We start from the raw sequence: 13506 nt of genomic DNA on the forward strand, positions 1-13506 counted from the left end.
CGACCTGACGATCGGTGCGAGCACGACGGCCGGCCAGCTCGACAAGCTGATCCAGATGGTCGACGATGCACTGACCTCGATGACCAGCGCCGCAGCTTCGCTCGGCTCGATCAGCATGCGGATCGACATGCAGCAGGAATTCGTCGCCAGCCTGACGGACTCCATCGACAAGGGTGTCGGCCGTCTCGTCGACGCTGACCTGAACGAGGAATCGACCCGCCTGAAGGCACTGCAGACCCAGCAGCAGCTCGCCGTCCAGTCGCTGTCGATCGCCAACTCCTCGTCGCAGAACATCCTGACCCTCTTCCGCTAATCGCGGAAAGGATCAGTCGAACGGACCGGCCGCGCCCCTCGGGGCGCGGCCTTTTGCGTTGTTACCTTGCGCGAGGCTTGCCGCCTTTTCGTTTTCGCGGTCCTTCGGCTCTACAACCCTTGCTAATCATGTTAAGTCTTTGTTAAATGTCCCCGTTAACGATTTGTTAACAGGTGACGGGGCGGCCCCAGGTCAGGTGCCGCCAGCATGATGCCCGCCTGTCGCCGCCGGCTTGGCGCCGGATGTCCCATGATGCGAACAGGGCACCCTCGATGACCAGTATTCTGACCAATGCTGCTGCCATGGCGGCACTTCAGACTCTCCGCGCGATCGACAACAACATGGAGACCACGCAGCGCCGTGTGTCCTCCGGTTATCGCGTGGAAACGGCTGCCGACAATGCCGCCTACTGGTCCATCGCCACGACGATGCGGTCGGACAATTCCTCGCTCTCGACAGTGTCGGACGCGCTCGGACTCGGCGCGGCGACGGTGGATACGGCCTACACGGCGCTCGACAACGTCATCAACGTACTGAGCGAGATCAAGGCGAAGCTCGTCGCGGCCAGGGAGCCCGGCGTCGACAAGGCCAAGATCAACGCCGAGATGACCGAGCTCAAGAACCAGCTCGTCTCCACCACCCAGTCCGCGTCCTTCTCCGGCCAGAACTGGCTCTACAATACCGATCCCACGGCACCCGGCACCAAGCAGGTTGTCTCGTCCTTCGTCCGCGCGGCGGACGGCACGGTTCAGGTGACCACGCTTGACTTCGACACCAGTCAGTCGGTGCTGGTCGATACCGTCGACGCGGCGCGCGGCATCCTGACCAGGGATGTCGACGCCGATCTATTGACGGCGAGCCCGAGCGGGGTCGCGCGCAACTACTTTCTCCTCGACGTCGGCTCGACGTCGCCCGCCACCGGCACGGAAATCAAGATCGACGGGACCACCACGGATGCGGTCATGGACGACATGATCAGCGTCGTCTCGGACCTGCTCGAGCAGCTGACGAATTCCGCCTCCACCCTCGGTGCGATCACCAAACGCATCGACATGCAGGAACAGTTCGTCTCCAACCTGATGGACGTGATCGACAAGGGTGTGGGGCGCCTGGTCGATGCCGACATGAATGAGGAGTCGACGCGGCTCAAGGCACTGCAGACGCAGCAGCAGCTCGGCATTCAGGCGCTTTCGATCGCCAACACCAATGCGCAGAACATCCTGACTCTCTTCAAGTGAGCGCGCTTTGCTCTCGTTGAACGCGTTGCGGTCGGACGCAGGGTCCCGGCGCACGGATGGACCTCGGGCCATTCATCCTCGCACAAGTTTGGATGCTTAGCGTCGAGGCGAATACGTCAAACTCCGGGAGCCTCTGCCTGCAAGGGATTGGTCGGCGGCCCGGCAGCGGAAACCGCGGTGGAAGTCAGGATGAAACGCAGTCAGAGTTTGTTCGCTGGGCGGGGCATGACGGGAACAGGCCCGTCGGGGCGAGCTGCCGGAGCGTGCCGCGCATGAGCCTGCCGCTAGCCCGCTACCTCAAGGACTTCTCCCAGCCCGCTGCCGGTGCGCCGGGTGCGCAGGGAATGGCCTTTCCGGAACAGGAGCCGGCCTTCGATATCGATTTCGCGGCCCCGATACCGGAGCCGATCGATCTCGACGCCGAGCGTCGCGCGGCCTATGCGGAGGGCTACGAGGCCGCAGGGCAGGACTTGCGCGAGAAGCTTGACACCGAGCGTCAGGCGCTCGTCGAGGAGCACGCTCGTGCCCTGGACGCCGTGCGCCAGAAGTTCGAAGCAGAGATTGCCAGAATGCTTGCGGATGGCCTGAATCGCACGGCGGGGCAGATCGCCCTCGCCGTCAGCGAGCAGGCGGCGGTGGCCGTCGCTCCCTTCCTCTCCGAACAGGTGGTGGCGAACGCGGTAAAGGATCTCGCCGAACAGCTGTCGACCGCGATTCTCTCCGGAGAGGCAGGCGCGATCGTTGTCAGCGGCCCGGCTGCCCTCTTCGAGATGCTGAAGGAGGCGCTCGGAGAGAATGCGCAATTGCTGCACCATGTCGAGGCGGAGGATCTCGATCTCACTGCCGATGTCGGCGGCACCGCGCTGGTTACGCGTATATCGGCCTGGACGGCTAGCCTGAAGAAAGTGCTGGGATGAGTGATAGCGAAAACCATCACCACGGCAAGAATGAGGTCGTGATCATCAAGCGCCACGGTGGCGGTGACCACGACGGCCATCACGGCGGTGCGTGGAAGATCGCCTATGCCGACTTCATGACCGCGATGATGGCGTTCTTTCTCGTGATGTGGCTCGTCAATGCCGCCAACGAGGAGACCAAGGCCTCCGTCGCGAGCTATTTCAATCCGATCAAGCTCGCCGATGAGAAGCCGACCGAAAAAGGCGTGAAGAAGCCCGTGGACCAGGCGGACGGGGAAAAGAAGAAGGAACGCTCGCAGGTCGAGGACCAGCAGAACACCGTGGGTGCCGCGGCGGCGACCGGCGAGGACCAGACGGCGACAGCGGGCGACCAGCAGAACTATTCCGAGGCCGATTTCTTCGAGAATCCCTATTCGGTGCTGGCCGAGATCGCCCAGGAGGTCGGCCAGCAGGCGAATGTCAGCGCCAAGGGCGAGGGTGGTGCAAGCGATTCCGGTCCCTCGACCGGCGCTTCCGGCGGGGAAGCCTATCGCGATCCCTTCGATCCGGACTTCTGGAGCCAGCAGGTCCAGGCGGCCAGGCAGGACGGCCAGCCGGCGTCGGACACCGCGCAGGCGGCGGAGCCACCGCGAGACCCGGCCAAGGACCAGATTGCGGCTCTCGACCCCAAGGAGACACGGCCGGAGACTGCGACGAAGGAGGCGATACCTGCCGAGGGAGAAAGCAAGAAGGCGGACGCGAAGGCCGACCCCGCTCCGGAGAAGGCGGCAACCGAGCTCAGAGATGAGATCGAGAAGGCCATCGGCGGCGCGAGCGGCAAGCTTGCCGAGGGCCTCGTCGTCAAACCGTCCGAAGGTGGCTTGCTGGTGACGATCTCGGACCAGCTCGACGCGCCCATGTTCAATGTCGGCTCCGCCGTCCCGCGCAAGGAGATGGTCGTTGCCATGGAGAAGATCGGCAAGCTTCTGCAGCAGCGACCCGGCTCGATCGTCATTCGCGGCCACACCGACGGTCGTCAGTTCAAGGGAACGGACAACGACAACTGGCGGCTCTCGATGGCGCGCGCTCACAGCGCCTACTATATGCTGCTGCGCGGCGGTCTTCCGGAAGGGCGGGTCCAGCAGGTATCGGGGTTCGCCGACCGGCGCCTTCAGGTGCCGGACGATCCGCTCGCCGATGCCAACCGTCGCATCGAGATCCTGATTCAAGCGGGCCAGGGATAGTCGGATGGCAAGTCTGAGGCGCTTCCTTTTTGGTTCTGCACTCGCCGTCCTGGGTCTTTCGGGCCCGGGGCAGGTGCGTTCGGAGGACCTGGAGACGATCGCGCCCTACAAGATGCTGCGTTCGCTGCAGTTCGTGCAGGATTCGGTGGTACTCGGAGACCATTCGGCAGGTGAGATGCAGCGCTTCATGCTCGAGACCATCGACAAGCGCCTGCGACAGGCCGACGCTTCCGTTTTCGAGAGCACCGACAATGTCGATGCGGCCCTGATCTACGCCATGAGTGGCGGCAATCCACAGACGCTGGAATATCTCGTGGCGAGGGACGTCGACGGCAACTTCGACAATCGCGTCACCGATGCACTGCGCAAGTATCTCGCGGGGAAGGGGACACTGATCGCCAAATCCCTCGGTGAACTTGTGTGGGAGTACAAAGACAGCAAGATCGTTCCCTATCTTGCCCTTGTCGCCGGCAATGTGATGATTTCGACCAATCCCAAGGGTGCCCTGAAGTTCTATGACTGGGCGCGGTTGACTGCGCCTGGTACGATTGTGGAGGAGGCGGCGCTTCGTCGTTCGGTCGCCATCGCCATCGAGGCCGGTGACGTTCCCAAGGCGGCGACCTACGCGAACCGCTACGCGCGTCGCTTTCTCCATTCTCCCTATGCCAGCCAGTTCGCCGATCTGTTCGTGCGGCTCGTCGTCGAGCGGTATGAGCTCCTCAACGCCGACGACGTGAGCGCGACGCTCGGATACATGGACAAGGATCGGGCGCGCGAGATCTACCTGAGGATTGCGAGGGCTGCGGCGGTTCGCGGCAAGAACCAGCTCGCAGGTCTGGCCGCCGAGCGTGCCAAGGCGCTTTCCGGCACGGCGGAAGGTGCCGACACGCTGGCCCGCCTGTACGGAGGTCTTGCCGAGGTTCCAACCTCCGGCATCCTTTCGGCCGTCGACGCTCTCGCCAGTATACCGGAAAAGGATCTCTCGCCGGCAGATCGGGCCTTGCGCGCCGCTGCCGAGGCGGTTGCACGCGAAATCCTGAGCCAGCCGGTACAGGAAGGCTCGTCCCCGCAGCCTGCCGATGCTCCAGCGACGGCAGTCGAAGCCATGGCCACGCCGGAGCAGGGAGAGCCTCTGCAGTTTCCGGGCGAGGTGCCTGCATCCGAAACCGTCGCCAAGAAGACAGCTCCCGCCACGACGAAGGCTGATGAGATCGCCATGGATCCGCAGTTCCGGGATTTCGTCTCATCCGGGCGTTCCAGACTTCAGGAAATTGACAGCCTGTTACAAGAAGAGGCGCAGTGAAATGATCGATATCGGTGTCACAGGAACGAGCCCCTTGCCTGATGCTATGGGCAGGGCAGGCAGTACGACTGCTTCCACTCGATCGGCCGATGGCGGCTTCTCGGAGGCGCTGGAGGGCGCCGAACGACGAAGCGACAAGGCACCGGTCGATGATGAGCGTCCGGCACCGAGGATCGATATTTCGGCAAGGAACTTGCGGAGTCGTCCCGATGGCGACACACCTGCCATAGAGGAAGAAGTCCCGGAGGACGCGGACGCACGGACGCCGGCGAAGGCCCGGGACTACGACGGCAAGGACGCGAGCGCGGCTTTACTGGCGCGAACATCCGGGATTGTGAAGACAACATCCGGGGTAGCGAAAACCTCGCATGAGATGCCTTCGGGGCGCGGAGAGGTGACGGGACGTCGCGGCGCGGAAGCCGACAAGCCGGTGGCACGGGGGGCTCGATCTGCGATCGGACGGGAGGTCGCCGACGCCGAGACCGATCAGGCGGTCGAGAACGCCGTTGATGTCCCGGCCACGGATGTCGGCGAAGTGCTATCCCTGCTCAACGGCACGGCACCAGGCATTCCGGTGGATGCGGAACTGGCAGGAGCGGAGAAGGAGCGATCGGATCGATCCGCCGGAGGCAAGGACACGATGATCCCTGTCTTCGATACGAGACCCGCCTCGGCGGGTCAGGCGATCCGCGACACTTCTCTCGACGGACAGCCCATGGAGGCTGTCGCTCCATCCGAGTCCGACGCGGATCGCACGTTCCGCTTCGCGCGCCCCGACGGAAAGGGGCAGTCGCTGACGATGCGGGTGAGCGAGTCCGGGGACGCGGCCGCCTACGAGGCCGGCACGGCAGCGGCCGACGGTGCACAGACGGTCGCGGTATTGGACGCTCGCCGCTATCTTGCTCCCGCCTCGACCTCCAATGCGGCCAATATCGCCGCGACGCTCGCCGGTGACGGAGAGTGGCTGCAGGCTATGCAGCCTGCCGCAGAACTTGCGAACGCCGCGGCCGCAGCAGGTGGCGCGAAGGCGGTTCACACGCTGAAGATCCAGATGACGCCTATCGAGCTCGGAAGTGTGACGGCGAACTTGCGCCTCAAGGGTGATGAACTGACGGTTCACCTCACCGTGGAGAGCCATGCCGCCCTCCGCCAGCTCAGCGACGACCAGGGTGACATCCTGAAGGCGCTGCGGGCACAGGGGCTGACGATCGACCACGTCCACGTCAGCATCGCTCCTTCGGCTGAACGGACAGCAGGTGGTGACGGTGGTCAGGGTGCTCCGCAGTGGCAGCAGGGTGGCCAGCAGGCACAGCAGGGCGGCGGACAGAGCGCCGGAGGTGGTGCACGGCAGGAGGCGTTCGGCAGCACGCGCGGTGACGATGATGGCAGAGGAAGGATCGGAAATGAGGCAGGCCTGGCTGAAACGGCTGGCAATAGTGGCGGTGCCGTCCCTGGCGGCGCTCGTCCTGACCACGTTTACCTCTGAGAGCCGCGCTTCGTCGGGTGCCTGCGAACGCGAGATCCAGCAGGCTGCGGCCCGCTACGCCATCCCGGAAGGCATCCTTTACTCGGTCGGTCTGACGGAGACGGGGCGCCGTGGCTCGCTGCAGCCCTACGCGCTGAACGTCGAGGGCAAGCCTCTGTTTTTCGACAGTCGCAGCGAGGCGATCAATGCCTTCATGGAAGCGCGCCGGCAAGGTGCCAAGCTCATCGACGTCGGCTGCATGCAGATCAACCAACACTTCCATCTGGAGAATTTTTCCTCGGTGGAAGCGATGTTCGATCCTCGCCAGAATGTCGATTACGCGGCACGATTTCTGTTGCGTCTGCATGGACGTCATGACACCTGGACGATGGCGGTCGCACGCTATCACGCCGGCCCCGACAACGACCCCGCGCAGAAGCGTTACGTCTGTCGCGTCATCGCCAATCTGGTCGCCACCGGCTACGGAAAATGGACCGTAAACGCGCGGAACTTCTGCGACGTATAAACAACTAAAAGTTGAGCTTCAATTCGATCCACAGGATTTGGCGGTAATGTGGCCGGATTTTGGCGAATTATGTCGGGCAAGAGCCTTGTTAACCATTGTCGAAATTATCCACGAGAGATTAGTGTCTCTTTCGGTCCGTAGCCACTAGATGTAGCTCAAATCAGCACCCGATCCTTAATCAACTATTAATATCTATCGTTAACATTAAGCAGTTGTCCCCGATTCCTCCGATTCGTACCCATAGTGCATCGAAGTACCCACACTGATTCGGAGGCGGACGAATGATCGTAGTGGTTGATGAGCGTGAGCTCGTGAAGGAGGGATACACCTCCCTTTTCGGGCGTGAAGGAATTCCATCGACGGGGTTTGACCCGGCGGAATTCGGCGAATGGGTGAATACGGCTGCGGACGGGGACATCGCGGCGGTGGAGGCCTTTCTCCTGGGGCAGGGGGACCAGACGATGGATCTGCCGCGGGCGATCCGTGATCGCACCCAGGCCCCGGTTATCGCCGTGAGCGACCAGCCCTCGCTGGAGGCGACGCTCGCACTGTTTGATTGTGGCGTCGACGATGTCGTGCGCAAGCCCGTGCATCCGCGGGAAATTCTCGCCCGGGCGGCGGCCATCCGGCGCCGGCTGCGGGCGATCAGCAACTACACGGAGATCGGTCCGATCCGGGTCTTCAACGATGGCCGTGATCCCGAGATCGACGGCGAAGTATTCCCGCTGCCGCGGCGCGAGCGGCGCATCCTCGAATACCTCGTCCTCAATCGCGGGCGCCGCGTTTCGAAGTCGCAGATATTCAACGCGATCTATGGCATCTTCGACGAGGAAGTCGAAGAGAACGTCGTCGAGAGCCACATCAGCAAGCTGCGCAAGAAACTGCGCAAGAAGCTCGGCTTCGATCCGGTCGATTCGAAGCGTTTCCTCGGCTACTGCATCGATTGGAGCTAAGCGGGTGACCGGGTCTTCGGTGTCCCGGCTCACCGTCCATGATCTCGGTCAATCGGTTTCGGCGTTCCAGACAGCTTCACGCAAGGCCCACCTCCTACTCTCCCAACGACGATAGAAACGAGGAAGTTTCATGAGCCTTTACGGTACCATGCGAACCGGCGTGTCCGGAATGAATGCCCAGGCCAACCGTCTCGGAACGGTCGCCGAGAATATCGCGAACTCGAGCACTGTTGGCTATAAGAAGGCCTCGGTCCAGTTCTCCTCCATGATCCTGCCGGCAACCGGCGGCGCCTACAACTCGGGTGGCGTCGAAACCGATATCCGCTACTCGATCTCGGATCAGGGTACCTTCAGCTACACGACCTCGGCGACCGATCTGGCGGTCAACGGCAACGGCTTCTTCATCGTCAGCGGCGGAGACGGCGTCGAATATCTGACCCGTGCTGGCTCCTTCGAGGTGATGGACGACGGCACGCTGCGCAATGCCGCCGGCTACACCCTGATGGGCTACGAGTATTCCTCGACTTCGGATCCGACAATCGTCGTCAACGGTTTCGAAGGCCTGACGCCTGTCAATCTTTCCTCGGCTTCGATCTCGGCGACGGCCTCCACGGAGGGTCAGCTCAATGTCAACCTGCCGTCCGGCGAAGCCGCGGGCTACAGCAAGGCGACCTCGCTGGTGGCTTATGACAGCCAGGGCAACAGCCGTCTGCTCGAATTCACCTACACCAAGACCGCGGCGAATACCTGGACGGTCGAGGCGAGCTATGCAGGCCCGCCGGTCACCACGGTCGTTCCCTCGACGACCCTCAACTTCGACGCCGATGGGAAGCTCACGTCTCCGCTATCGTTGACCACCTTGGGGTTTGCGGTTGACGGCGCCAACATGGGCGCGATCGCGATCGACATCTCCGGTTCCACGCAGCTCGCTGCCGCCTTCTCGGTTGAAACGGGTGCAAAGATCAACGGCAACGCTGCGAGTGAAGTGGTCGGCTACGAAATCGATGACAAGGGCGTGGTCTCGGTAGTTTACGACAACGGCGACCTTACGCCTCGCTACCGCGTCGCGCTCGCGACGGTGCAGAGCCCGGACAATCTGACGCCCATCGCCGGGAACCTCTATTCCCAGAGCAATGACTCCGGCGTGATCGTCATGGGTTACGCGGGTTCTGCCGGGTTCGGCACGATCCTGTCGGGCGCGCTGGAGGACTCCAACGTCGATGTCGCCGAAGAACTCACCGCGATGATCGAATCGCAGCGTAACTACACGGCCAACTCCAAGGTGTTCCAGACCGGCTCCGAGTTGATGGACGTCCTCGTCAACCTGAAGAGATAATGTAAGGTTCGGCTAGCCAATGTCGCTCACGTCTGCAATCAACACGACTAAGGCAGCGTTCCGGAATATGGCGGATCAGTCCTCCGTTATTTCGACGAACATTGCCAATGACGGCAACGAAAACTATGTGCGTCGTTCGGCGGTCGTAACCAATACCATTTTCGGTGCCTCCACCGTTGTTACGCAGCGCAATCAGCAGCTGGCGCTGCTCTTTCAGACGGTCAGCGCCAACTCACAGTCGAAGGCGCAGAGCACCCTTCTCGACGGTCTGGAGACTCTGAAATCGAGCCTCGGGGGCAACGAGTACGAACTCGCTCCCTCGACCTACATGTCGACGCTGCAGAGCAGCCTCCAGGCCTTCGCGGCATCGCCGGGCCAGCTCGCCCTTGCCCAGACCGTTGTAACCGACGCTCTCGACGTGGCGAACTCGCTGAACCGCGTGTCGGGAACCGTTCAGAACCTGCGTGCCGATGCCGATGCGGAGATCGAGTCGCAGGTCGCCGAGCTCAACCGGCTGCTCGCCGACTTCAAGACGGCCAACGATACGGTGGTCCAGGCGACCGCGACCGGCAGTGATCCGAACAACGCACTCGACGCGCGCGAGACGATCCTGAAGGAAATATCCGGCATTGTCGGTGTCTCCGTTGTCATGAGGGAAAACAACGACATCGCCCTCTATACGGCGGATGGGACGACCCTCTTCGAGACGATTCCGCGTTCTGTCTCCTTCAGTCGCACCTATACTTATTCGGCGACTGTCACCGGCAATGCCGTCTACATCGACGGCGTTGCGGTGGAGGCCGGTGTCGGCGGCAATAGCAGCGCGGAAGGCTCGCTCGCTGCGCTTCTGCAATTGCGCGACGATGTTGCGCCCACCTTCCAGAACCAGCTCGACGAAGTCGCGCGGGGCCTGATCGAAGCGTTCCAGGAAACCGATGCCGGCGGGGCCAATCCGCTGCCGGGCCTGTTCACCTGGCCGACCGGCACCGTGCCTGCGTCGGGCACCGTCGTTCCCGGACTTGCCGCCTCCATCACCATCAACAGCGCGCTCGTGACGTCGTCCGGTGGCGATCCGACCTTGCTGCGCGACGGCGGCATCAATGGCGCGGCCTACGTCAAGAACACCACAGGAGGGAGTGGCTACTCCGACCTGCTGCTCACCTATGTCGAGAATCTCAGCACGTCGCGGCCGTTCGATCCCTCGGCCGGACTGGATACGTCGTCCGGTCTTCTGACCTTCTCGACGGACTCCATCGGCTGGCTCGAAGAGATGCGGGCGAACGCCACGACGGCAACCGACAACAAGACTGCTCTCTATGAAAGAGCGTTCCAGGTCTATTCGTCCAAGACCGGCGTCAGCCTCGACGAGGAACTGTCGCTGCTGCTGGATGTCGAGCAATCCTACAAGGCTTCTGCCAAGCTGGTGTCGACCATCGATTCCATGCTGAAGGCGGTCCTGGACATGGCGGGATAATCTGATGTCGACGAGCAACGTTTCGAACCTCTCCATCCAGACTTCGATGCGCCTGACGATCCGTCAGGCGCAGGCCGAACTCATCAAGGCGCAGCAAGAGGTAACGACCGGTATGTATGCCGATGTCGGAGCCTCCATCGGCAGCGAAACGTCCAGGGTTCTCGACCTGACCCGCGACAGCATGCGTTTGCACTCGATGATCGACACCAATGCGATCGTCACCCAGCGTCTGGATGCTTCGCAGGAGGCGCTCAACCAGATGGCGACCTCCGCGCAGGAAATGCAGGACGCCTTGATCGCGCTTGGTCAGTCCGGCACGACGACCACCATCGATGTGGCCGTCAACACTGTTTCGAACGTGTTGTCGAACTTCACCAATCTGGCCAACACGTCGTTCAGCGGCGAGTACCTGTTCTCGGGCGTCAATACCGACGTGCAGCCGCTCGCCGAGTATGACGCCGGTTCGGCGGCGAAGGCCTCCTTCGATGCGGCCTATGCCGCCTATCCGTGGTCGGCGCCGAAGACCGCCGCCGAGATGGACGACTTCATCACCAACGTGATCGAGCCTATGTATACCGGAGCGGGCTGGACGACCGACTGGTCGAGCGCCGCGGATGCGGTGATGACGAGCCGCATCAGCCAGAGCGAAGTCGTAGAGACCTCGACCAGCGCCAACGAGAACGGGATGCGCTATTTCGCGCTCGCTGCCGTGGTTGCGAAAGAACTGCTCGGCCAGAACCTCGATGAAAGCGTGCGTTCGATCGTCACCGACAAGGCAATCGCATACATCAGCAAGGCTACCGCCGGGTTGAACGAACAGCGCACGCAGCTTGGCCTTTCCCAGAGTCGGGTGAAAAAGGCCAATACGTCGCTTCAGATCCAGATCAACATTCTCGATACGACAAAGGCGGACCGGGTGGAGGTCGATGCATACGAAGCCTCGACGCGGGTCAACAATCTCCTGTCGCTCGCAGAGGCATCCTACACCCTGACCTCCAAGATCCAGCAGTTGAGTCTCGTGAACTACCTTTGATGATCAAAGGGAAGCCATGACTATGAAGGACAGTTGAATGTATCAGTTCACATATGCCGAGATCATGGAAGATGACGTCTCGAACGCCAAGGACCGTGAACGGCAGGCGCTGTCGCGATCGATCGAGTTGCTCGAGAAGGCACGCGATGACGAAGAGTATTCCCGCAATGCCATCGAGGCGCTCTTCTATACCCGCCGGGTCTGGATCCGCCTCATAGAGGACTTGAAGCAGCCCGAGAACGAGCTCGGAGCGGAGCTGCGCGCCAACCTGATTTCCATAGCCATCTGGATCTTGAAGGAATGTGATCGGATCAGGAAGCGCGAGTCCAACAATTTCCAGAGCGTAATCGACGTGACAACCATCATCAGGGATGGACTGAAATGAAAAGTACACTGCGCATCTCTCTCAAATCCGGGGAACGCATCTTCATCAACGGCGCAGTGCTGCGTGTCGACCGCAAGGTCGCGCTGGAGTTCCTCAACGACGTTACCTTCCTGCTCGAAAATCACGTCCTGCAGCCGGAAGACGCCACCACTCCGCTTCGGCAGCTCTACTTCATCGCACAGATGATGCTGATCAACCCGGAGGGCCGCGAACAATCGATGGCCATGTTCCGCAAGTCGATCACCATGCTGCTCGCCTGCTTCCAGAACGACGAGGTTCTGGCCGAACTCAAGCGGGTCGACGGCATGGTTACCTCCGGCCGTGCCTTCGATGCCCTGAAGGCGATCCGTGGCCTCTATCCGATCGAGGATCGCATCCTCAACAACCAGGAGATCGCGCCGGCGACGGTGGAGCAGATTAGCAAGGAGATGGCACCATGGCGGTAAGCGGCGTGAACGCGGCGGCCGGCACAAACAATGCGGCGTCGACCACCAAGACCACGGGGACGAACGACAAGTCGGCGTCGGATGCCGCGGCTGCAGCCTCGCTCGACTACAACTCCTTCCTGAAGCTGCTGATTGCGCAGATGCAGAACCAGGACCCGACCGATCCGATGGATGCGACGGAGCAGATCGCGCAGCTCGCCACCTTCTCGCAGGTCGAACAGACGATCCAGACCAATGCCAAGCTGGAAACGCTAATCACCGGTGATGCGCTGAATGCCGCCTCGAACTACATCGGCCAGACGATCACCAGTGCCGACGGCAAGATCACCGGCATCATCGAGTCGGTCCGCGTCTATGCCGACACGATGGTTGCGACCACGACCGACGGGAAGGAAGTCCCGATCACGGTCGGCGTGACGGTCGGCAAGCCCTCGACGTCGGGGGACGGTGCTGATACCTCTGCATGAGGACGCGCGGGATGTGATTCCCGCGCCAGGAAGAGGGATTTCCGCTCGATGAATGAGGCCGACGCCCTGGACATCATGCAGGCCGCGGTGTGGACGGTGCTTGTGGCATCAGGTCCCGCCGTGCTCGCGGCGATGATCGTCGGCGTGGTGATCGCCCTGATCCAGGCGCTCACCCAGGTTCAGGAAATGACGCTCACCTTCGTTCCGAAGATCGTCACGATCCTCATCGTGATCGGCATCAGCGCGCCTTTCGTCGGCGGCCAGATCGCCCTCTTTTCGAATCTCGTCTTCTCGCGCGTGCAGTCGGGTTTCTAGGCGGGCGCTCCGTCTGCTCTGCCACCCTCGCGCAAGCTTCGTCTCCTAAGCCTTCATGTGAATACGGCCGACTGCGTCCAGCCTTCGGCCGCCTTCTCATGAAGAGACGGAA

General features: G+C 62.0%; 15 protein-coding genes. All 15 read left to right on the forward strand.

Annotated elements, in window-relative coordinates; all coding sequences use genetic code 11:
• The coding region (locus DFR48_RS07320) for a flagellin (RefSeq protein ID WP_280956414.1) at window positions 1-313 on the forward strand (313 nt) is incomplete at its 5' end.
• Between the two features lie 272 nt (window positions 314-585).
• Window positions 586-1551, forward strand: a complete 966-nt coding sequence (locus tag DFR48_RS07325; protein ID WP_114362519.1) for a flagellin N-terminal helical domain-containing protein — start codon at window positions 586-588, stop codon at window positions 1549-1551.
• 272 nt (window positions 1552-1823) lie between these two features.
• On the forward strand, window positions 1824-2468 hold the full coding sequence (locus tag DFR48_RS07330; RefSeq protein ID WP_114362520.1) for a GTPase: 645 nt from the start codon (window positions 1824-1826) through the stop codon (window positions 2466-2468).
• On the forward strand, window positions 2465-3691 hold the full coding sequence (locus tag DFR48_RS07335) for a MotB family protein (protein WP_114362521.1): 1227 nt from the start codon (window positions 2465-2467) through the stop codon (window positions 3689-3691). Before DFR48_RS07330 ends, DFR48_RS07335 begins: the two co-directional genes overlap by 4 nt.
• Window positions 3692-3695: 4 nt before the next feature.
• On the forward strand, window positions 3696-4994 hold the full coding sequence (motC, locus tag DFR48_RS07340) for a chemotaxis protein MotC (RefSeq protein ID WP_114362522.1): 1299 nt from the start codon (window positions 3696-3698) through the stop codon (window positions 4992-4994).
• Between the two features lie 34 nt (window positions 4995-5028).
• Window positions 5029-6480: a flagellar hook-length control protein FliK gene (gene fliK / locus DFR48_RS07345; protein ID WP_170141819.1), complete on the forward strand. Its 1452-nt coding sequence runs from the start codon at window positions 5029-5031 to the stop codon at window positions 6478-6480.
• Window positions 6398-6985: a transglycosylase SLT domain-containing protein gene (locus DFR48_RS07350; RefSeq protein WP_210205969.1), complete on the forward strand. Its 588-nt coding sequence runs from the start codon at window positions 6398-6400 to the stop codon at window positions 6983-6985. The genes fliK and DFR48_RS07350 overlap by 83 nt, the downstream gene beginning before the upstream one ends.
• A 281-nt stretch (window positions 6986-7266) precedes the next feature.
• Window positions 7267-7938 (forward strand): transcriptional activator Rem, encoded by a 672-nt coding sequence (gene rem / locus DFR48_RS07355; RefSeq protein ID WP_114362524.1) that lies wholly within the window; start codon window positions 7267-7269, stop codon window positions 7936-7938.
• A gap of 130 nt (window positions 7939-8068) precedes the next feature.
• Complete coding sequence (locus DFR48_RS07360) at window positions 8069-9274, forward strand: flagellar hook protein FlgE (protein ID WP_114362525.1); 1206 nt, start codon at window positions 8069-8071, stop codon at window positions 9272-9274.
• Between the two features lie 19 nt (window positions 9275-9293).
• Entirely contained in the window at window positions 9294-10748 is a 1455-nt protein-coding gene (gene flgK / locus DFR48_RS07365; protein ID WP_114362526.1) for a flagellar hook-associated protein FlgK, read from the forward strand.
• A 4-nt stretch (window positions 10749-10752) separates the two neighbouring features.
• A complete protein-coding gene (locus DFR48_RS07370; protein WP_114362527.1) occupies window positions 10753-11781 on the forward strand; it encodes a flagellar hook-associated family protein in 1029 nt (342 codons plus the stop codon).
• Window positions 11782-11818: 37 nt separating this feature from the next.
• Window positions 11819-12166, forward strand: coding sequence for a flagellar biosynthesis regulator FlaF (flaF, locus tag DFR48_RS07375; RefSeq protein ID WP_114362528.1), 348 nt, complete (start codon window positions 11819-11821; stop codon window positions 12164-12166).
• Window positions 12163-12612, forward strand: coding sequence for a flagellar biosynthesis repressor FlbT (flbT, locus tag DFR48_RS07380; RefSeq protein ID WP_112688995.1), 450 nt, complete (start codon window positions 12163-12165; stop codon window positions 12610-12612). Before flaF ends, flbT begins: the two co-directional genes overlap by 4 nt.
• On the forward strand, window positions 12603-13079 hold the full coding sequence (gene flgD, locus DFR48_RS07385; protein WP_114362529.1) for a flagellar hook assembly protein FlgD: 477 nt from the start codon (window positions 12603-12605) through the stop codon (window positions 13077-13079). The genes flbT and flgD overlap by 10 nt, the downstream gene beginning before the upstream one ends.
• 48 nt (window positions 13080-13127) lie before the next feature.
• Window positions 13128-13394, forward strand: a complete 267-nt coding sequence (gene fliQ / locus DFR48_RS07390; protein ID WP_112688999.1) for a flagellar biosynthesis protein FliQ — start codon at window positions 13128-13130, stop codon at window positions 13392-13394.
• The last annotated feature ends 112 nt before the right edge of the window (window positions 13395-13506 follow it).

Source organism: Ciceribacter lividus, assembly GCF_003337715.1.
GTDB lineage: Bacteria > Pseudomonadota > Alphaproteobacteria > Rhizobiales > Rhizobiaceae > Allorhizobium > Allorhizobium lividum.